14 protein-coding genes are annotated in these 21,130 nt (G+C 70.3%); 4 read left to right on the top strand and 10 right to left on the bottom strand.

What is annotated here, in order from left to right:
- Nucleotides 1-74: 74 nt before the first annotated feature.
- The 3 genes from IE325_RS40370 to IE325_RS40360 all read right to left on the bottom strand — a co-directional run bounded on the left by IE325_RS40370 (nucleotide 75) and on the right by IE325_RS40360 (nucleotide 6,529).
- Complete coding sequence (locus tag IE325_RS40370) at nucleotides 75-2,846, bottom strand: NACHT domain-containing protein (protein WP_190075174.1); 2,772 nt, start codon at nucleotides 2,844-2,846, stop codon at nucleotides 75-77.
- A 61-nt stretch (nucleotides 2,847-2,907) separates the two neighbouring features.
- The gene (locus IE325_RS40365) at nucleotides 2,908-3,159 is read right to left on the bottom strand and encodes a hypothetical protein (RefSeq protein WP_190075173.1); all 252 of its coding nucleotides are present in this window, start codon (nucleotides 3,157-3,159) and stop codon (nucleotides 2,908-2,910) included.
- Nucleotides 3,160-3,226: 67 nt separating this feature from the next.
- Nucleotides 3,227-6,529 carry a hypothetical protein gene (locus IE325_RS40360; RefSeq protein WP_190075172.1) on the bottom strand — a complete coding sequence of 1,101 codons (3,303 nt, stop codon included), beginning with the start codon at nucleotides 6,527-6,529 and terminating at the stop codon, nucleotides 3,227-3,229.
- 141 nt (nucleotides 6,530-6,670) lie between these two features.
- On the opposite strand from IE325_RS40360, the gene IE325_RS40355 reads away from it, so the two are divergent.
- The gene (locus IE325_RS40355; protein WP_190075171.1) at nucleotides 6,671-7,000 is read left to right on the top strand and encodes an ArsR family transcriptional regulator; all 330 of its coding nucleotides are present in this window, start codon (nucleotides 6,671-6,673) and stop codon (nucleotides 6,998-7,000) included.
- Nucleotides 7,001-7,051: 51 nt separating this feature from the next.
- A complete protein-coding gene (locus IE325_RS40350) occupies nucleotides 7,052-7,666 on the top strand; it encodes a hypothetical protein (protein WP_190075170.1) in 615 nt (204 codons plus the stop codon).
- Here the strand turns inward: IE325_RS40350 and IE325_RS40345 are convergent.
- Together IE325_RS40345 and IE325_RS40340 are read right to left on the bottom strand one after the other, a co-directional pair.
- Nucleotides 7,651-8,868, bottom strand: coding sequence for a hypothetical protein (locus tag IE325_RS40345; RefSeq protein WP_190075169.1), 1,218 nt, complete (start codon nucleotides 8,866-8,868; stop codon nucleotides 7,651-7,653). The genes IE325_RS40350 and IE325_RS40345 overlap by 16 nt on opposite strands.
- Nucleotides 8,865-9,977 (bottom strand): ImmA/IrrE family metallo-endopeptidase, encoded by a 1,113-nt coding sequence (locus IE325_RS40340; RefSeq protein WP_229912392.1) that lies wholly within the window; start codon nucleotides 9,975-9,977, stop codon nucleotides 8,865-8,867. The genes IE325_RS40345 and IE325_RS40340 overlap by 4 nt, the downstream gene beginning before the upstream one ends.
- A gap of 71 nt (nucleotides 9,978-10,048) precedes the next feature.
- Between IE325_RS40340 and IE325_RS40335 the strand changes: the two genes are divergently transcribed.
- Nucleotides 10,049-13,852, top strand: coding sequence for an NACHT domain-containing protein (locus tag IE325_RS40335; protein WP_190075167.1), 3,804 nt, complete (start codon nucleotides 10,049-10,051; stop codon nucleotides 13,850-13,852).
- 192 nt (nucleotides 13,853-14,044) lie between these two features.
- Nucleotides 14,045-14,365, top strand: a complete 321-nt coding sequence (locus tag IE325_RS40330; RefSeq protein ID WP_190075166.1) for a TraR/DksA family transcriptional regulator — start codon at nucleotides 14,045-14,047, stop codon at nucleotides 14,363-14,365.
- A gap of 213 nt (nucleotides 14,366-14,578) precedes the next feature.
- Here IE325_RS40330 and IE325_RS40325 read toward each other — a convergent pair whose 3' ends face one another.
- The 5 genes from IE325_RS40325 to IE325_RS40305 all read right to left on the bottom strand — a co-directional run bounded on the left by IE325_RS40325 (nucleotide 14,579) and on the right by IE325_RS40305 (nucleotide 21,115).
- Entirely contained in the window at nucleotides 14,579-15,649 is a 1,071-nt protein-coding gene (locus IE325_RS40325) for an ATP-binding protein (RefSeq protein ID WP_190075165.1), read from the bottom strand.
- A complete protein-coding gene (locus IE325_RS40320; RefSeq protein ID WP_190075164.1) occupies nucleotides 15,646-18,024 on the bottom strand; it encodes a Mu transposase C-terminal domain-containing protein in 2,379 nt (792 codons plus the stop codon). Before IE325_RS40320 ends, IE325_RS40325 begins: the two co-directional genes overlap by 4 nt.
- Before the next feature lie 3 nt (nucleotides 18,025-18,027).
- Nucleotides 18,028-18,741, bottom strand: a complete 714-nt coding sequence (locus IE325_RS40315) for a hypothetical protein (protein ID WP_190075163.1) — start codon at nucleotides 18,739-18,741, stop codon at nucleotides 18,028-18,030.
- 145 nt (nucleotides 18,742-18,886) lie between these two features.
- The gene (locus IE325_RS40310) at nucleotides 18,887-20,086 is read right to left on the bottom strand and encodes a TniQ family protein (RefSeq protein ID WP_190075162.1); all 1,200 of its coding nucleotides are present in this window, start codon (nucleotides 20,084-20,086) and stop codon (nucleotides 18,887-18,889) included.
- A 72-nt stretch (nucleotides 20,087-20,158) separates the two neighbouring features.
- On the bottom strand, nucleotides 20,159-21,115 hold the full coding sequence (locus IE325_RS40305) for a TniQ family protein (RefSeq protein ID WP_190075161.1): 957 nt from the start codon (nucleotides 21,113-21,115) through the stop codon (nucleotides 20,159-20,161).
- Nucleotides 21,116-21,130: the final 15 nt, after the last annotated feature.

Raw genomic sequence — 21,130 nt, 5'->3', positions numbered from 1 at the left:
CGGGCTTGCATGTTCAGTGAGACGACCTGATGTGGTAACAGGTGAGCGGGGGTTGCTGTGATCATATCCGGCGGTCACTCAGGGAAGGTCACCGCACGCTCAAGCCAGCCGACCGCCTGCAGATCCTTGGCGAGCCAGTGGTAGGCGAGGTTCGTGGCCTGGCGGTCATGGTAAGGAAGCAATGCCTCCTGGTGGACGACGCCGGGTGAGCGGAATGCTGAGAAACTGTCCTCGCGCAGGCTCTCCCAGAGTGAGCTGGCGGGGAGGTGAGGCTCGTCGGACAGGCGCAGATCGACGGTGGGCTGGTCCTGCGGGGCGGATGTTGCATCGGGGCGTAGGGCGTACATGACGGTGGCGGGCTGAGGCTGCGACTCGTCTGTTGGCATGGCTACCATGCCTTCGGCACGGACGGGGAAGATGCTGTACAAGCCGAGCGCGGCCCCGAACCGCGGGAAGTTGAGCTCGACCAGGTCGCGGTAGCCGATGAGAGCGTCGCGCAGCACGTCGGCGGTGATGGACCGGGTGAGGGCGGGGGAGTAGGCCTGCCATAGGAAGCGGGGTGAGGGGCTCATCCGATCGGCGGGTGGCCTGGGGTTGGCGAGAGTGTCTCCCTGAATGTGGTGCAGGTGCGTGCTGAGCCAGCGGACGTCGTCGGAGTCGATCTTGCGGCCACCACCCCACTGCCACGATGCCCGCACGTAGGTTGCGGACTGGTCCTTCAGGATGTCGAGCTCGGTCTGAAGATCGCTGAGACGGATGTGCTGGCCGACCCGTGAGTAGTGTCCTTTGGCCATGATCTGCCGTGCGAGGAACCATGCGCGTTCGGCGGCGAGAGGCGAGGTGGGTGCCACGGGCAGGGTGCGCTGCTGTATCCGGTTGGCCAGGGCGGGGCGCAGCAGGGAGCGGGCCCGCTCCCAGCAGGCCAGGCGTCCGTGCGGGGCGGGGAAGCTCGTCCGGTCGTGAAACCGGGTCAGGGGGTTGGGCAGGGACGCGAGGTCGGCCCACGCGACGAGGTCTTCGTCCAGGACGCCGGGCCGTGCCTGCGCGACGGTCAGCCAGTCATGGTCGAGCTGGACGGCCCACGGGATGAGCTGGCCCTGCTCGTGCGGGACCAGAAGAGGGCCGAGGGGCTCAAGGCTTGCAAGCCAGCAGAGGGTGGCTTCCCGTAGCTGGCGTGCCACTGCGGGCACCTGTTCCCGACCGTCACTGCCGACCGTCGCTTCGCGCGCCGGCGCGGCCGGGGACAGACTTCTGTCCCCGGGGGCCGTGGCCGTCTCGTCCAGGACCCAGGAGGCTGCTGCCGGGTTGGTGCGCGTCAGGGTGCGCACGAGCGCCTCGGCGTCCTCGTCCGGCGCGGCTGCCACGACGAAGGCGATGGCGTACCGCCAGTGGGGGAAGGACTGGGGTGCGGCGGCGGACGCCAGCGGTGTGTGGCCCTCCTGCAAGGCCTGGGCGGCGAAGTGCTGCTCGAACAGGGGGAGCGCGAAGCGCAGGAGACCTCCGTCGTGGACGATGAGGCCGGTCTCCTCCAGCTCCCAGATCAGATGCTGCGGGGCAAACGAACTGGCCTGGACGGGACCTTGCTGGTCCAGGATGCGCGCGGCGAGGCGGGGCAGAGCCTCCCATACGTCCCGCGAGGCCTGCGGGTGCTCGCGCTGGAGAATGCGGGTGGCGAGCTGGGAGAGCAACTCCCGGGCGGAGACGTGCGTGTCGCCGCCGGCACGCAGACGGCTGGCGAGGGCGTGAACCTGCAGTGGACTGGTCAGCAGATGCCGCGTCTCGTGCCGATCCGGAACCCTGAGATACTCCTCGCCGAGCACGGTGCGCAGCAGCTGCAGACCCCGTCGTGGGGGCCAGGGCGGCACGGGCAGACGTTCGTCATCCTCCACACTTCCCGCGCCCGGCCGGGTGGTCGCCAGCACACTGACACGAGGCCAGACCTGCACCAGCTGCCGTGCATCACACAGCAGCTGGTCGGCCTGCCGAGGGCTGACCGCATCGAGGTTGTCGATAACCACCCGGCAGGTGCGCACCGGGTCGTTCCCCAGCGCGTCCTGGACAGCCTGGGCCAGCGTGGAGGTGATCTCCCGGGCCTCCAGCCACAGCGGAATGTCGATCTCCGAATCGGCCCACGCCTGGGTCAGTCCCTGACTCCACCAGCGTTCGGCTTCCTCACTCTTGCCCGCGCCCATGGGGGCGACCAGGACGCGAAGGGCGCCCTCGGGCACCGCCACCACCGGGCCGGCATGCTCTGCCTTCCAGGCCAGGACCGCACGCACGCGGTCGGCAGGGGTGCTGCGCAGGCGTACGACGCTGCGCGCCCGGCATCTGCGCGAGGCCAAGTCGAGCCCGTCCTGGCGGGAGCGAAGGCGCGGCGTGAACGGTACGACGGCGCTCATGCGCTCCACAAGGTCATCCATGTTGAAGGAGACGGCAGCAACCTGGGCCACCTCGGCGTCGCTCAGCGCCAGGCCCACCGCGCGCGAGCGCGTCTCGATCTGCCTCTCCTTCCAGGCACGCAAGAGATCTGCCGGATAGTCGTCCGGCGTGGCGTCGATCTCGGATGCGTGCCGCTCGCACAGCAGGATGAGATTGCCGAAGCTGCGGTTGTCCTCCTTGCTCATCCCGGGATCCCACCGCGGTCCGCCTTCACTGCGGGCGTGGATGTGCGCGATGCGGCTATTGAGCAGGCGCTGGCCGGTAACCGGGTTCTCCCGGTACAGCGGCTCTCCGCAGTCGGGGATCCCACAGGTCAGCGCGGTGGCGTACAGCTCCTTTACGGTGCTGTCGGTGGGCGGGGCATGCCGAAGGGGCACATGGCTGGCAGGCGGGACGTCGGCACCCATGAGCACAGTGTGGCGGGCCACCGCCGTCAGCGCAGACAGACTCCCTGCGCCGCAGGCGGCCTTACTCCAGGCGGGCCCGGTCGGAATTCGGGCTGGGGTCTTCTCGGCCGGCGTGGTCGGACACGTCGGGTTCGTGATCGAGCCAGTGCTGGCGCACGGTCCAGTGGACGCGAGGACTACCCGCATCGCGGAGGAAGATATCGGCGACGAGGTCCCGGGTGCAGGTCCTTCCGCCGTGGGCGCTGTATACGCTGTCACGGCGCTGCGGCTGCGGGGTGCTCCGTCGCACGATCTGCACGATGCGCGACTTCATGCCCGACACCGTAGCCGGGCGGCCGTACGGACAGTGCCGGACGCTCAACTCGCCTGCGGCAGGGCGGTCATGGGCCGAGGTGGATGTCTTTGTAGGCTGCCTCGATCGCACCGGCATTGATCAGCGCGATGCGCAGCTGTTCATGTCCGGCCGTGCCCTCGGCGGTGCTCTGGGCAAAGAGCCGGGCCGCATGTCCTTGGATCTCCTGCCGGTGGAAGACGTCTACCTGGGCGCCGAGCACGGCCGCTGCGATCAGCAGGGCGTCAGCCGAGTCGGGGTGGCGCGCTGCACGTTCGGCTACCGCGTAGGGCGCCTCCACCTCCGGCTGCCGGGCAACGGTGCGAGCGGTCAGCTCCAGCCAGGCGGCATCGTCGAGACGGTCGGCGTAGGCGAACCGTCCTGCACCGGTGAGAGCTGCGGGCTCCAACTGCGTATCGAGCGCGCAGCGCCACAGCGCTGTCGCACGCTCGGGCCACGGGCTTGTTTCCGCGCAGCGGATCACGGCTTGGGCAAGGCGAGACAGCAGCTCGGACACCGCTTGGGGCCCGCCGTCCTGCGCGGCAAGCTCCGTCAGCAGTGCCAGGGCCGGCCCCAGGGCCTCGGAGCCGGTGAGGAACGACAGGATGATCTTGTCGAGGACGGGGATGCCGCCCGGGCCGGCCGCCGCCCGCAACAGTGCCGAACGATCCAGGCGCGCCAAAACGCCGGTGTGCGGCTGCCCCTGTCGCAGCCAGGTCGCGGTGGGGCGCCAGGGGGTGTCGAGTGCGTACAGCCGGTCGGTGTGCTCCTCGGCCCATGCCGCATCCATGTGTGTGAGTTGGCCGAGACAGAAGCCGATGATCGCCAGGGCCTGGTCGTCGGGCTCGTCTTCCAGCAGGCGGGTCAGCACCCCGCGGGCCGGGTCGGCCAGCGCCTGGCCGGTGCGGTGAGCCTGCTGGAGGGCCCCGGCGGTCAGCGACAGCAGCGCCGCCCCGCCCGGTTGGTCGACGGCTGTCAGTAGCGGCTGCGGGGTATCGGTACGGGGCCGTGTCCAGCCGGTGACCAGGTCCTGAAGCCACTCGACGGCCGCCTCTGACTCTCCCGATGCGGTGTCCAGCAGCAGGCCGCTCTCCCACGCCCGGTGCAGCAGGTTGCAGATCACCCGCTGCAACTGCTCTGTGCCCGACTTGTCCTGCCCGGCTGCCGGTCGGGCTGCGAAGGCGGCCAGGGCGATCGAAGCGAGCTCGCCGTGGTCGAGTTTTCCTTCACGGGTGGCCCGGTGCAGGGAGTTGAAGTAGGTGGCCAGCATGGCCGGGTCGCTGGCCACTGCCGCTGCCACGGCGTCCACATCGCGGGCCCACAGTTGCGGATCCTGGGACACCAGGTCGCCGAGCAGACCGGCGCGAGCGCCACTGGCGTCGACGTCGGTGCGTTCGACGGGCGCATTGACCAGGAGGCCTGCCGCGGCAGCCGGTCCTTCCTCCGCTGCACGGGCAGCGAACACGTCCGCTGACAGACCGCCATGGCTCTCGAACCAGGTCGTGAAGCGCATGACCGGCTCCGGACGCGCCGGCGCGGGCCGCTCCGTCAGCGCGCGGAGCGCCTCTATCAGCGGCCGCCACGGCTCGAGCACCTCCGGGGACAGGACCGGGGACAGCTCCCACACGGTGCGCCAGGCTGACGGTAGCGGCTCGTGCGCCGCCTCGTAGGCGTCCTTCCAGGAGGCGATCTCCTGCACAGACGGTGCCTGCCCCAGACCCTGGGCCAGCGCACTGTGCAGTCCGACACGGTCCTGGTCGGGGCAGGCGTCCTCGAGCAGTGCGAGGAAGTCCGCGACGTCCGCGCGCGGGGACCCGGCAGCCACAAGCCGGCCAGACAACGGGAGGGCCTGCTCCCACCAGATGCCCGACGATGCCGGGTCGGCCCGGTCGGCGTCGTAGCTCTCGACAAGGACGACCGCGCGCAGTCGGTCGGCGGCCGGGCCGGCCGGCAGCTTGTTGTCCAGCACCCGCAGCCGCTCGGACAGCGGGACGCCCAGCCGGGCGTCCTGCCGGGCCAAGTCGAGCACCACGCGTATCAGTGTGAACAGCACGCTCCGCGGCGGATCGGCCAGGGAAATCTCCCGCAGGTCGTTGACCAGGCTCATCTCCCACTCGTCGGCCGCCGCCAGATGCACGGCGAGCACAGAGGCCACCGCAGACCGGATGATCACCCCCAACCGGTCACCTGCTGGACGCAGTTGGCCTTCGGGGTGGGCCGTCTGGGCCAGACTGCACGCCAACTGCGCCGCCTCCCAGGACTCATGGACGCCGAAGGACGGCTGACGCAGCACGTCCTCTACGACGCGGACCCACTGCCCGGTGCGGTCGGACACCAGGACGTTCCGGGCCCAGTAACTGATGCGCAGCAGCACATGGCGGTCCTGCTGCTCCCTGGCGAACTGCTGCAACACTGCACACGCCGTCATGCCTGCCTCGGCCACCAGACTCACCGTCATGCCGACCGCGCCCGGGCCGCGTGCCTCGATCACGGCACGCTGCTGATCTACCCACGCGCACACCTGCGGCGCGTCGGCGGCTATCTGCCGCCGCAGGTAGGGCAGGGCCGGCCAGCGGGACGTCTCCGGCAGAAGCCGGTCCAGCGGCAGCAGGCCAAGCCAGTGCCGGCTCACTGCCGCGCGGAAGAAGTAGCTGCCGGCACGAGGATCCGACATCGAGGCAATCTCGGCAGCATCCTGCGGCGACGGCTGCTCGCTCAAGGCCAGTTGCCGCAGCCGGTCGGCACGCTCCGGAAGCCCCAAAAACAGCTGCTCGAAGGCCGCCACCACGCCCTCGAACCGCACGCGTGACTCCCCGGGCGTAGCGCCCGACCCATGCAGCACGCCGGAGGTGTCCCGATAGAACCGGGTCCAAGAGTTGCGCACGGCCTCGGCCTCGGCCAGCCCCATCTCCTGTCGCGTCAGCTCCTGCACCAGGTGCGCGATCTGGCGGACGCGCCGCCCGCCCGGATTGTTCTCCTCCGCCCGCAGCGCATCGACCGCAGCGGCGAGGGCGTCCAGCAGCCCATCGGTGACCTGGTCGTCTGCGCGCCAGACATCGACGGCCGCCTTGGCGGCATCCGTGACAGTGCCCCTCGCCGCCTCGATGCCCTCGATGTCATTCGGCGCCAGATTGAGGATGCTGTCGATCGCCCCCCGGCAGCACGACTGGGCGACCTCATACGGAGCGTTCCACCGGCCCGGATCGGACAAGACCGCCGCCGCATCCCGCAGGAGGTTCAATGCCCGCTCGCCGTGCGGCCCTTGAGCGGTCAGCGCCATGGACAGTTCGGCAGAGACGGTGAAACCGGTGCTGCCGGCAGCACCGCCGGCCGAGTCGTTCGCGACAGTCACCCGGCCACCGTAGCGGCCCCAGACGCGGCAACAGCCGCATGCAGTGGGCGGAACGCAGCAGCCCCGGGACTCCTGTGCCCACCGGCAGACACATTCGCCGCCCTTCTTGACACATGATTCGTGATTAGCGAATCATGAATCATGTCTCAAGAAGCCTTGGAGCGGCTACGTGAGGCGTCCGTGCGGGTCTTCGGCAACCGCTACCGGGCGGAACTGATGCTGGCGCTCGCTTCGGCGGACGCGCGCGGGGTGTGCCTGGGCGATCTCGCGGTGGCCCGGGAAGTCCCGGCGAGCGTCTACCAGGCCCCGGTGCGGGCTCTAGTGGAGGCGGGCCTGGCCCGGAAGCTGCCGCGGGTGGCGGGGGAGAGGCGCCGCTGGTACCGGCGCAGCGACGATGACGCGCTCTGGCAGTGTCTTGAAGGCCTGTTGAGCTGTTTGGCACAAGCACCCGTATCCATGCGGGTTGGATAGACGACGGGGCCGCCGCGCGCGGCCGGGGCCCGGTGAGGCAGGGTGGAGGCCATGGCGACCTTGGCGAACTCCGTGATCGACCGTTCCATGCGGACGGCATCCGCGGCTCTGCTGGAGGCAGGAGCCCAGGCCCAGGCCGCGTCCTTGCAGGGCGTCGAGGCATCGTTCTTCTACCAGATGGATTCAGCCGAGCACGCCAGGCGCCGGCACGCCGCTGCGGCTCCTCTGGACCGGATAGCGGCCCTGGAGACGCTCCTGGACCTCCCGGTCGGCATCCCCGTTCCGCTCGCCAGGCTCGGTGCCGACCAGCGGCGCGCCGTGCGGACCCTGCCCACGGGATGTGCCGACCGTGACCGCACCTCGGTGACCCGGCGCGCGGTGCGCCCGGCACGCGTCGACCTGGCAGTGGTCCGGGCCTCCGGGTGGCGCCAGGGCCTGCACGATGCCGGCCGGTTCGCGCCGTTCTGCCGCCGCGCGATGCTGCTCACCCGCTGCCCCTCGCACCTGGACGAGGCACTGGCCGAGGCCGACTTCTACGGCATCGGTGTCTTCCTCGCTGCCGGTGACAGCGTCGAGATGGTGCTGGAGCCCGCCCCGTACCGGCCGTTGCGGCACACCGCCGCCGCATGGTGCTTCGTGGAGGAGCTGTATCAGCTCCTGCGGTAGTCCTTCGCGTCCGTTTGCGGCCGTGCCGCCTCGGCCGGGGCAGCCAGCGCCCACCGTTTGAGCTGCGGGGGCACTTTGAAGCCGTTCGGCTGCAGCAGCTGCGCGTTCAGCAGCGGATACCGGCCCACGGCCGTAATGCAGCGTTCGTGCCACCACCGTTGGCGCGCCGAGCCGGGAGCGAGTGCGGTCAGAGTGCGCAGCCACTCCATCATCACCGCCACATTGTGCGCAGCCGCCCGCGCCTGCCGATCACCCGCATTACTGGCGAACGAATCCAGCGCCCGCACTTCCTCGCACGCCGCGCAGCCGCAGACGGGGGCCGCTGCGCCGGCGAAGCGGTCGGCCAGCGTCTTGCCGAGGAAGAAGTGCATCAGCTCGGGAAACAGCACGTGCGGCGACGTCGAGAAGTTCTTGCTGGTTTCGGCCTTCTGGCCGGGAGCGACGATGTGCCGCAGCTTGCTGCCGGCGCCGAACGCCGTGAACGCCGCCCCCGCGGCCAGTGCGCCGAAGGCGGCCAGGTCGGTCCGCAGCAGCGCCGCCCCCGGCACCTCAGTGACGATGCGTCGCAGGTGGTCGACGGCCCCGGGGTGACGGGCGAGCGGATCCATCTGCCCTCCCAGCATGAGGGCCTTGGGCCCGGGCACCAGCCGCAGGCAGGCGATCAGCTGCCGCACCGAGTCCTCCTCACGCAGCCAGCCCACGTCCACGGGCGCGGCGAAGACGACCTGCGGATCGTCCAGCGCGGCCACCTCACGCACCGCCGCCTTGAGCGCGTCCGAATCCTCCGCGTGGAGGTAGCCGGTCGGGGTCATCGGCGCGGTGACACCCACGGCCCGCTGCTCCGCCAGTGACACGGCCAGCGGATCGTCGAAGCCGAACGTGCCCTCGGACGCGTCCGGGAAAGGCTCCTCCTCGCTCGCCGCCCGGAGCTCATACACGGCCGGGTCCACCAGCAGCGGCCCACTGAACTGCTCGACGCCGCGCAGTTTCCTGGCCTGCTGCAGCGCACCAGGACCGCACAGCACCAGCCCGCTGCGGCCCGCGTCGAGCTGCGGGCGGAAGAAGCCCACGCGCGCCGGGCTCACGTGCAGCAACAGGCGGCCCTGCAGGACGCGCAGCGCACCGGGCAGGGCCTGGGGCGAGTCGGGAGGCTCGGTGAGATCCGATCGGGAACGCGGCATCGGGGCAGACGGATCGATCATGGCCTCACCTTCGAAGCGGCACGGGATAATGAGCGGTCGCCTGCCACGTACAGGCGTTCAAAGTCCTGGGGCAGCAGCCGGGCGCAGGCTGCCGCCTGGTCGATGTCCAGGCCGCGGTCCGACAGCAGGGTGTCCACCAGCGCCTCAACGCACCGCGGCCGTTCCGGCGTGATCTCGACCGGTTCGGCGGTGCGGTAGCCGAGAGCCGACATCTCCACCACCACGGTGCGGTACTGCCACTCGCTGAGGGCGTTCAGGTCGACCGCGCGCCGCAGCAACGCGCTCATGGACACCCGCCAGATGCGCTTGAGCGCCGCCAGTTGCGCAAGGTCCACACCGCCGGCGAACGCCCGTCGGATGTCGGCCGCGGGCATCAGGAACTCCGAAGCGAAGGCATCGGCCTGCTTCTCCTGCTCTCCTGCCCTGCCGGGCTCGGTGTGCATCACCAGATGCCCCAGCTCGTGCGCGACGCTGAAACGGCAACGGTCGCCCGGAGCAGCGTCGTTGACCAGCATCAGCGGCCGCTGGCGGCCGTCCCACTGGCTGACCGCATCCAGCAACCCGCTGCCCAGGTCCCGCACCACGACCCAGCCGCCCGCCGCCTCGACGGAGGCGATCACATCGGCCACCGGACCCGCCGGCAGTTCCCACTCCCGGCGCACCCGGCGCGCCGCGTCCTTGGCGGTCGTGAGATCGTCCAGCGTCACCTGCGGAAACCGGTGCGTGGCATCCGGTACGGCGGCGGCACCGGCCATCCCGGACACCTGCAGCCGCACCAGAGCGAGTTGGGCGTGAATGCGCCGCAGCGCGGGCGCGGACAGAGAGGCCCGCTTGCGGTGATGGATCAGCCCGATACCCACACCGCTCACCTGCGGATCCACGCACAGCAGCTCCGGAGGGTAGCCAAGGGCGGCGGCGTACAGCGCCAACCGGTCCTCGCTGACTTGCAGCCGCCCCGACTCCGCCTTGCTGACGTACCCCTGGGAGACAACGGCGCCTCCGTCCGACGCTTTGGTCATGGCGTCGGCGACCCCGGTCTGCGTCATCCCCCGCGACTCGCGCGCGAGCGCGAGCATACCGGGGTGAGCCTGCAGGCCACCGGATGTCATCACACCACACCACCTCAGATCAGACCTCAAAACATTAACATGAAATATTCCTAAAGTGATTCGGAAGTCGTGTGACGTCGGCCGCACCCAACTACCGTCCCGCGCTGACCCCGTGGCCATGCCTTGCGTCGCGCTGCTTCGCGGCGCCGCCGTTGTCACAGGCGCCGTCTAGGCTTGTCGCTTCTGTACCTGCACGGGAAGTTCGAGTCGGGGGGAGCAGCATGGCGGACGCCAGCACGGGGCAGGGCAACTATCTCTACGAGCGGCTGACGGAGAAGAACTTCCAGCGCCTGTGCGCGGCCCTCCTTGCCCACGTCCACCCCGACGCCCGCTGCTACCCGGTCGGGCACTCCGACGGCGGCCGGGATATGACCCGCACCGACGGCGCCGAAGCCGTCGTCTACCAGGTGAAATGGACCAGCAAGGCCGCCCAGAACCCGGTCTCCTGGCTCAGCGCCGCGGTGAAGGAGGAGGCGGACAACATTCGCCGACTGGTGCGTGCCGGCGCAACCCGGTACGTGCTCATCACCTCCGTCGCCGGCACGGCCGTCCCGGGGCGGGGCAGCATGGACCGCCTGGACGCCGAACTCACCCGGTTCAAACGCGACTTCAACATCCCCATGCAGGTGTGGTGGCGCTCCGACATCGACGCGCGCGTCGATGCCGCGCCCACCGAACTGAAGTGGGCCTACGCCGACATGCTGGCCGGCCACGACCTGGTGCGGTACTTCATCCACGGCGCCCGGGCAGCTGCCCAGCACCAGGACCTGCGCACCCTGGTGATGAAGGTGATTGCCACGCAGTGGGAGGAAGACTCCAAGGTCAAGTTCAAGCAGGTCGAACTGACCACCCACAACCTCGACGACCTGTTCGTCGACGTCGGCGCCACCCGTGTCTCCGAACCGAGCAACCTGCGCCGACCCCTGCCCGGATCGCTGGACCTCGGCCAGGACTCTGCCGACCTGGCCGGGGCCGCCCGCTACCTGATGCGCGCCGACCGTCCGTTCACCCTGGTGCGCGGCGAGCCCGGCCAGGGCAAGTCCACGCTGAGCCAGTACCTGTGCCAGCGCCACCGCGCGGCCTACCTCAGCGAAGCCGACGAGTCCGCCATCGGCCCGGCCGCGCCGGAACAGCCCGCCGACCCGCGTATCGCACTGCGTATCGACCTGCACGACTACGCGGCCTGGCTGGCAGGGCAGGACCCCTTCGCCGACGACATGGGCGCGGTCAAGAAACGACTGCGCCGCGACGGACAACTCGAACAATTCCTTGCCGCGTTCTTCACGGCCCACGGCGGAGGGCTGCCCGCCGACGCCGCGACGGTGCACGATCTTCTGGGCCGACTGCCCGTCCTGGTGGTCCTCGACGGGCTCGATGAAGTCGCCAGCCCCAGCACGCGCAAGCGCGTCGTCAGCGAGATCGACAACTTCACCGCCCGGCTGCGCACCGCGCTCAACGCCCAGTTGATTGTCACCACCCGGCCCAACGCGTCAGAACTGGCCGAACCGTCCGAGAACCTGTTCGAGACCATCGCGCTCACCCGCCTCAGTCCTGAACTGCGCAACACCTACCTGCATAAATGGGCGCGAGCCCGAGACATATCAGGCCCCGATCTGGTCGAGCTGGAGCGGACGTTCAGACAGCGCTCCGCCGAGCCGCACATCGCCCAGCTGGCAGACAACCCCATGCAGCTGACGATCCTGTTGTTCCTGATGCAGCGGCGCGCCAACTCCGTGCCCAACAGTCGCACCGCGCTGTACACCTCCTACATGGAGACCTTCCTGGACAGGGAGGCGGAGAAGTCGGCGACAGTCCACGAACACCGCGCCGACCTGGAGGAGGTCACAGCGTTCTTGGGATGGCATCTGCAGGCACGTGCCGAAGCGGAGAACGGCAACGGCCAGATGCCGACCCGCGAACTACTCAAAGCGGTCATGAACTACCTGTTCGACGTCGACAAGGACGAGTCGATGTTCACCGACTTGTTCACCGCCGTCACCGACCGGGTCTGGGCCCTCACGAGCAAGGTGCAGGGAACCTTCGAGTTCGACGTGCAGCCGCTGCGTGAGTACTTCGCAGCCCGCTACCTCTACGAGTACGCGGGTGCCGACCAGCGAGGCTTCGACACCGGCGAGGTGCTGCGCAACATGGTCCGGCGCGGATACTGGCTCAACACCCTGCGCTTCTACGCCGGATTCGCCAATCCCAACGAACTCGGCGGCATGGTGGAGGCGCTGGAGGAGGAGCGCGAGGCCCGCCTGCACCCCAACCAGGTCCGCATGGCTGCCTGGAACCTGCTGGCTGACGGCGTGTTCGTCGGACGCAAGCGCTCGCAGAACCGGGCCGCGGAGCTCTTCCTCGATGATCTGAGCGTCCGCCTCATCCACCACAGCGCCACCTACATGCACGAACTCCCAGAAGTAGCCGGAGACCGCGGCGGACACCGCTTGGCGGCCGGACTGAGAGCGCTCGTCGAGAAGGAACCTGTCTCCCGGGCGACAGCCGAACGCATCCAGCTCGCGTCGCGTCTGGATGACCCCGCCAAGTTCGACGCTTGGTGGCAGCACCACATGCTCGCGGCAGCCGGTACCGAAAATGAGCGCACCTGGTTGGAGATCGCCGCACCCACCCAGAGCCTGGCCCGCGTCGGCGCCGCGGTCGTCAACCGCCTCGCCCTGGCCGACCCGGCCACCGCAGCCGCGGCCCTCGCCGCCGGAGCTGTGGCGGAACCTGACTCCCCGGCAGAACACACACTTCTCCGCGCCGTCCTCGACGGCCACGCCAGCGACATCACCCACCTCTGCCCCGGCTACGTGGGAGACGTACTGCGCGTACTTCGCCCCGACTACTACATACGCAAGGCATGGGAACAGCCGGATACCGCAGACGGGCGAGAGACCATCTGGGCCCCGCAGCACCACCGGCACGGCGCATTCCGCCGTCTTCGCGACAGGGACCCCCGCTTCGCCCTCCTGCAGCAGAAGGCGAAGAACACCGCAGGGCAGGCAAACACCACATCAATCTGGGGCAACACCGCCCGCGCCGTCAGCGAACTGTTCGGACCATGCTGGCTGGCCGCCGAGATCGCCATCATCGGAGCCGCCGCCAATCCCAAAACGTTCCTGACCGGAGGAGACCTCACCCGGGACTCCGAATGCTTCGGGCTCCGCCCCGACTACGGGCGCCTGCTGCAAGAAATACGTCGCAATCGCGCGGACCCGACATGGTGGACGAACACCTTCACCACCTACACCGACCCGCTGTCGCGTGCGGTCTGGGTACTGGCACTGCTCAGCACCGCCACCCAGGACACCCTTCTCGAGCACCTTGAACACGTGGACGACGCCATCAGCCAGATCCCGGACGAGATGCTGTCCGCACTGCGCCTGAGCTCCAGCCGGCTGGGCGCCACGACCTCGGCACGACCCCTGCAAGAAGCTGTTCTGGTTGCCGCTGCCGATCGGAGCCTGGCCACCGTCAACCTCCTCACCCATTACGTCCCCAGCAAGGGGCTTGCTGCCCTGGACGAGTCGGTACTGATCGACATGGCTCGCTACGGCAGCTCTGCCTGGCCGGCCCTGCACGCCCTGACCGAACGGGCGTCACACTTCCTTACGCCGCAGCTGATGGAGGGGCTGAGAGCTTACGGCCCCTACTCGCAAGGGCCCTTCGGGGAGCCGCTCCACGTGCGCAGCGACGTCCTCAACAACGCCCCCGAAGCTGTCACTGCCATCCTTGACGCACCATTCGACTACCCAGTCGAATGGGTCCTGGCCGCCGTCGCAGCAGCCGAACGCTCAGCTCTGGCCTCCGACGCCTCCCACCTGCAGGATGTGGCCCGCGAACAGAACTGGTTCACCCACCAAGACCGCTGAGACGAGCACTCGGACAGCGAGCCAAGCCGCGCCGGCCCCTCCGCAGAAGGAACAGCGGCAGAGCCGTGCTCGAGCCGAGGGCAGACCAGATGGCTTGAACATTGGTCAGAGCGCGCTGAGCTGCGCGACACCACCTCGCACGGGGTGCACCGATGCGTAGCGGCCGACGCGCCAGTGCGGAAGGACAGACCAATGCAAAATGACCGGACCGGGACCGGTGCTCCCGGACACCAGCTGCCGGACCGGCTGCACGTGGTCGGGCCGGGCTGGCACCCCCTGCTCCTGCGGCTGCACGAGCAACTCGTCGCCCGTGAACCGGACTACCGGATCGCCGACCTGAAGGAGAAGCTCGGCGGCGTCCGCATCCACCTCGTCGCCGCCGTGCATCCCGAGGTACGGGGCCTGCTTGCCGCGGCCGAGGCGCAGTCCACGGCCACCTGCGAGTTCTGCGGTACACCGGGGCGCTGCCGCAGGCGCGGGGACGCCGCTCACGGCTGGATCAAGGCGGTGTGAGACAGCTGCCACGCGGCGTGGTCCCGCCACGCCATCCTGATCATCGGAGGCGTCGTGCGCCGACGTGAGGAGGCTGCCCCGGGCGGTCGGGACGTGTGACTGGCCCCTGCGCTGGGCGCGGTGCCGTGAACGGGTGTCACGCGGACGGGAGGCGTCCGGCCCTGGCTGTCCGCGGCCTGTGCGCGAGGACGCGGGGCGGCGAACGCCAGCGGATCAGCGGCTGTCGCCGCGGCCGATGCGGATGTCGTCCAGGAGTTGCTTGGTGATGGCCTCCGTGCCGGTCTCGGTGCAGGTTTCGATGGTTTCCTGCGCGGCCTGGCAGATCAGGTCGTTGAGGGAGGCGATGTAGCCGCCGGTGCGCTGATGCAGGTACTTGGAGAGTTTCAGCAGGGATTCGGGCTTGTGGTCGTACAGGCACAGGTCCTCCTCGAAGCCCCGCACGACGCTGTGCCAGGCCTCGCCGTAGGGGATGACCCCGGCCCACAGCATCGGCAGGTCGCTGAAGTAGGTCTTGCCCTTGACCACGTCGGGCAGGTTCTTGCGCCGCTTGTCGTAGCGGGCCTCGTGGATGATCTCGCGGGCGCCGGTGCCGCAGAAGACGAACGTGACGTTGGTGCGGTCCTGCAAGGATTCGAAGTAGCTGAACGCGGCCGCGATCTCGTTGTCCTCGATGCGGTTGATGCCGTCGATGAGGACCAGCCGGGTCCTCGCCTGGCGCATCACGTGGGCGACGGGTTCGGTCATGTCGGCGGTGCGCCGGTTGCGGTCGTGCGGGTTGAGGGTGTGGTTGAGGCCGAGGAACTCGGCGAAGGGCAGTGACCAGTGCAGATTGCTTTCCCGTTCCGGTGGGACGGTGATGTGGATGACGGGGATGCGGTTGGGGTCGGGGCCCAGGTCTGATTCGATCAGGCCCTGGTAGCCGCGGCCGATCTGCACCAGGAGGGTGGACTTGCCGGTGCCTCGGTCCCCGTCGATGATCATGTCCGTGGCGCGGCCGACGCTGTGGAAGCGGTTCTTGCGCAACCGGCGCCGTGCATCCAGCAGGCCCCGCCACAAGGCCGGGGTGACGACGGGCAGCATCTCGGCGTGGTAGACGAGGCGGGGATCGCGGGGGCCGACCTTGGTGCCCTTGGGGGCCCAGTCGGCGCGTGCGGGCGGGGCCAGACGGCGGGAGGCTGCCAGGTCCCAGCCCTCCCGGGTGGTCAGCAGCGGCGGGTCGATGGGCTGGGTGACGGCCTCGGCCACGCCGCTGCCGAAGGCGCGGATCAGTTCTTCACGGCTCACGGTTCTTCTCCGTCTTCTTCGTCGCCGGGCCCGTCGGTGCCCAGGGCGGTGGCCGGATGGGGGGTGGAGGGCTGGGTGAGGGCGAACACCTCGGCCGCGCCGCCCCGCAGGCTGAGGACGCCTGTCCGGTACGGCTGGGCGGGTATCCGCGAATGGTTGTCGGTGTCCGCCGCGTGATCGGTGTCCGCCGGCACAGGATCCGCCTGCGACCGGGCTTCTGTCTGCGGCCGGGGCGCGGGCGTGGCGGGGGCGGGCTGGGCGGCGTGCAGGATGTCCTCGGCGGGATTGGCCAGCCTGGGTGCCCGCACCACGGTGGCGGGATCAGGGTCGGGGATGCCCTCGTACGGGTCGGCCACCGGCACGTCCAGGTCCAGGGCCGGGCCGGTGAACAGCTGCGGCGCCCGCGGGGCGTCGGGGTCCGGGCCGCGCCGGGCCCGCTCGCGCAGACGGGACACCTCGCGGGCGATACGCCGCTGGTCTTCCCTGCGGCCGCCGTCCTCGAGCACGTTGAGGGTGGCCTGCTCCCAGGTCCACTCGGTCCAGTCGTCGCCGACGAGCCGCTGGTGGATGAACTCCGCCTCCACCCAGTCGTCCTTGTGGTGGTCCCACAGCCACACGAACCGCGGGGCGTAGGGGCTGTAGCGGATCTGCCAGCGCCTGCCCTGCCCGGGGATCCCGGTGTGCCGGTTCTTGTACTCCTGCAGGGCCTCGCTGTTGTAGGTGCGGTTGCCGATCCTGACGCCCTTGTCCGTCACCTTCAGGTGGTTGAACGGCAGCAGCTTGCGGTTCTGGTGCGGGGTGAGCACGAGCGGCACATGGCCCTCGGCGGCCACCAGCGCGGCGTACATGCGGTTCGGGCTGATCGTCAGGCCGGGCAGGTACGGGCTGCGCAGCCCGTCATGCGGCTTTTGCTGCCAGTCCAGGGCAATCCACTCATTGAGCAGGTCCTGCAGCTCGTTCAGGCTCCACAGCGGCCCCTCGGTCACGTGCTTGCCGCGCCGCCTCAGGTCGGAGCCGGTGTAGCCGGCCACGTACTGCGAGAACCGCCGCTTGATCGCGTTGAAGGTGCTCTCGATGATGGCCTTGTCGGTGGCGGTGCGCTCCCGGGCCGGGCGGACCTTGATGTGCAGCATCCGGCACACGTCGTCGAAATGCTCACTGTTGAAGATCTTGCCGTGGTCGACGACGACCATCCGCGGGCGGATCACCGGCCGGGCGGCCGCCCCGGCCATCCGCGGGTCGCACGCCACCAGATCCGCGTACGGCATCTCGGAGTGCTCCGCCAGCGCCCGCGGCGACCAGCCGGGCCGGGCCGGCATCGGGGCCAGGGCCTGGGCCAGCATGAGCACCGCGTCGAAGGAGCGGGTGGCGCGTCCACCCAGCCGCCGCCCCCGGGGGCCGCGGCCCGGCACCTTCGGCACGATCATCGCGCCGATGATGGTCCGGGAGGCCACGTCGATCGCCGCGGTCAGTTCCACCTGGACGGGCCGTCCGTCGTCGCCGACCGCGATGATGTCCAGGCCGGTGGAGTCGATCTGCACCTGCTCGCCCAGCCGCCGCGCCAGGGTCGGCGTGTACGGGGGCACGGCACCGTTGGCCTCGTCCAGCCGCCGGTCGGTGGGCCAGTGCAGGGAGGCCACGTTGATGCCCAGCCGGCCCAGCAGCCGGTAGAAGGTGGCCCGGGAGATCATCAATGAGTCGTAGTCGGCCTCGTGTTCGCGCCACACGGCGGCCTGCAGCCGCCCGTACAGCCGGCTGGCGTCCCCGTCGGATTCCCCGAGCCCGGCCTTGACCTCCGCCAGTAGCAGCTTGACCACCCGCTCGTCGGTGCGCCCCCAGGGCGAGCCCGGCACGATCTCGCGGATCAGCCCGAACACCCCGCGCGCCTGATACGCGCGCCTGCGCCGCTCGATCGTGCCGGCCGAGGCATGCCTAAAGCCCAGCGTCTTCATCTCCGCGGCCTTGGCGGCCAGACGCTGGCGCACGGTGAAGTGGCCGGGGTCGTAGCCGGGGCGCGGCACCGTGCCCTCCTCGGCATCCGGGGGGACCCCGTCGTCGACCTCCCGCAGGTGGCGTTCCCAGTCCCGCACCAGCTTCAACTCGGCCTCCGGCAAGACGGACAGGCCGCTGGTGTCCGCCACCTGCTCCTTCTCGAGTTCCTGCAGGTCGTCATCGAGGAGGGCGAAGTCGTCGGCGCCGACCACGGCCGAGACCAGGGCGCGGGCGTCCGCCCCGTCCTCATCCAGGCAGCCCAGCTGCACCTCCTCGCCCTGCAGCACCAGCACCCGGTAGGTGCCGCCCCGCCAGCGCAGTCTCGCTCCCAGCCGGAGCCCGGCCTGCTTTTCCGTGTCCGTCTGCATCGCGGCAGTCGCCATCGGTTACACCTCCTCAGCGGGAGCCGCCTGGCTGACCCACACCGGCGAGGTGGGCAGCAGCGGCTTGGTCCAGTCCCATGTCAACTCGCCCGTCCACACCAGGTGCCAGGCGTATCCGGCCGCCTTCAGGCCGAGGCCCGAGGCGGCCGCGCCGGCCTGCAGCGGGCGCGGCACGGCGAACACCTCCAGCAGCACCCGGCGGACGTGATCGTCGGCGGCGAACTCCTGGCCGCTGAAGTGCGCGGCGCCTTCCAGCGAGTCCCGCAGCACGCCGTGCGGTACCTGAAGCGGGCGCACTTCCCAGCCCGCCCCCTCGGCGGCCTGTTGCAGCACCCGCTCCTCCATGCCTGTCTCGTCGCGGGGCGTGTGCGCGAAGACCAGTCGGCGTTCGTCGCGGGTGCGGGCGACGAACGCCGGCTCCACGGTGCCGCGCCGGCCGTCCAGTTCCCAGTGCACCTGCACCACGCGGGACTGGAAGCAGACGATGTCCGCATCGAAGTCCAGGAGCATCGCCGCGTCCATCTGCACCGTGCTCGCGCACCACACCACCTGCCCGGTCGTGGCCGAGGCCCACTTGGTCAGGATGGAGCCGCGGCCTTTGTAGGCGCGCGGCTCGGACAGCGGCTGCCGCTCCTCGAGCGGCACGCCCCGCAGCCCGGCCGGCTCGTCGCGGCAGGTGCGGCCTGCCGCGCTGCGGTACTGCACCTGTATGTCCATCGGCCAGGGCGCCCCTTCCGCATCTGTCATCCCGCAGGCAGCGGCGGGAGCGATGCTGGCAGCCGATGCTAGGCGACAGGCCGCGCGTGCCGGCGGCCTGCCCCGGTACTCAGGCGCGGTCGGGCACGGTCATCCGCTCGCTTGTTCAGAGCAGGCGGCGCGGATCTGGCGTTTCACGCCCGGGCCGAGGCTGCGACAGCATCTCCCAGCCCACCCCGTCGACCGGGTCGGAGAAGGGGCGCAGATGCAGGATGTCTGTGCGTCTTGCGCGCGGCAGGACTCCCATCCCGCGGCCGTATCTGAATGGCAGGCATGACCGTGCTCCCCACACCGCCTGCGCGTCGGCGGCGGTTGCGGGGAAGCGCTGTGGAACGCACTCGGACAGAGCCCGCGCCAGCCCCGCCGACGGGTGCCAGCGCGGCGCCCGGGCCGTCGTCGGCGTGTGGCTGCGATGCCGGTGCAGCCACAGTTCGATCGGTAGCCGCACCTCGTCGAACTCGAACGGGCTCCCCCAGGAGCGGAAGAGGCGGCGCATCTGCCGCTCCCACGCACCCGGGTCCAGCCGGCCGGGCGGGTCCTGCTGCGCGAACATCCGCGCCAACTGCACGACCTCCGGGTAGATCACGACGAGGGCGGGAAACGGCGCACCGTAGTCGAGGGTGGGGAACGGCAGCTGCCGTTCGATCCACACCGGCAGGGACAGACGCGGGTTGTTCCACCAGTAGGCGCAGGCGCTGAGCGCGTCGGCGAACAGGATCCGGCCCCTGCTGCCCAGTTGTCGCTCGAAGCGGATCCGCTGCCGCTCCGCCCCGAGCAGCAGCGGCATCCGGCCGCGCAATACCGCCCGGGTGGCCTCCTGCTCCGGGGTAGTGCCCAGCCAGCGGCCGTGCCGCCGGCACACCTGCCACGGCAGATCGGACCGGATGAAGACCGGGCGGTCCGCGCCTTTCGCGGCCGCGCACCCAGGGCAGCCCTGCAGCAAACAGGGCCCTTTCGACGAGGGCTCCTCCCAGGTCCAGGCCGCCGTCGAGGGCTCGGCCAGCAGGAGGTCGCGCAGGCCGCGCAGGGCCCGCTGCAGACGCGCGGTGGGGCAGCCAGCCAAGGCGGACAGCCGCTCCCGCGCGGCGGCGTTGAGACGCAGCTCCGCCTCGCCCGGCTGCACCGGATCGGCCGGGCCGGAGCCCAGCCGCTGCAGCAGCGCGGCCGTCTCCAGCCCATTGGCCCAGGCCAGGCGCTGCACATATGAGCCGTTCGTCTCCCCTCTCAGGAAGCCGATCCTCTGGGGCAGGGCGCGCGGCGCACGCGGGGAGGCATGCGTTCCCGCCGACAGGTGGACTGGTGTCATCGCCGCGCCTCGTTCGGGGTCTCGACGTGCAAAAGGAGGGCGGCCGTCGGCCTTGGCCGCCTCGGCGCCTGGTCAGCCGTAGGGGCGGGGGAGGCGGCCACTGGACAGCACCCTCCACGGGACACAGGTCAGCTTGTCGACGGAGGCCATCTCCGGCACGTCCCGGTGCGGGGAGCCCGGCGCCTGCTGCCAGCGCGGTGAGAGATCGGGCCGGCGGCCTTGGAGCGGCGGGTGGAGCCGGCTCCACTCGTCCAAAGCCATCCCCAGCCGCCAGCCCAGATCCCTGACCACCTGGTCGCGCCAGTGCTGGTGCTCGTCGGGCCGCAGCCGGTGCTCCAGACGGCGCCGTTCAAGACGAGCCATCCGGGTAGCGACGCGGACTGCGACGGGCAGCAGATGCAGGGGCGCGGTGCGGCTGCTGCCCAGGCGGGGCAGGTGCATGGCCACGACCTCGTGTGCCAGGACGCCGAAGGCATCAGCGACCAGCAGACGGCCCACCGGGCCGGCACCCACCAGCCGCAGCCGACGCCGCTCGGCCTGGATGACGTGCGGGCCCGGTGCCAGGTCGATGAAGGAAGCCCGGTCTTCGCGCGAATTGTCGTAGAAGCGGCCGTGCCGCACGCAGATGTGCCAGGGGTCCGGCCGGATCAGCCACACCGGGTCAAGCACCCCGTGACGAGCCGCGCACAGCGCACACCCGCGCACCAGGAACCCGCTGTGCGGGCGCCACGGCCACTGGTACTGCGGAGCGCCCGACCCGTCGGGCAGCAGATGCTCGTCCCGCAGGCTCACCAGCGCCCGCATCAGCTGATCCAGCGGGCGCCCGGCCATCTCCGCCAGCCGCTGGCGAGCCGCCCGGTTGACGTACAGCTCGCTCTCCCACGGGCTGACGCCGGCGGCGGAGCGCCCCTCGCCCACGGTGCCCAGAAGGTGGCTGACGGACTGCCCGTGACGGGCTGCCAGCCGGGTCACGAAGGAGCCGGTCGACTCGCCGTCCACCAGAGGCTGCCGGTAGGTCAGAGGCCGCATCCGCTGTGCCACTGC

Source organism: Streptomyces lanatus (assembly GCF_014655715.1).
GTDB classification, from domain to species: Bacteria; Actinomycetota; Actinomycetes; order Streptomycetales; family Streptomycetaceae; genus Streptomyces; species Streptomyces lanatus.
This window is presented reverse-complemented; position numbering and strand designations above follow the sequence as displayed.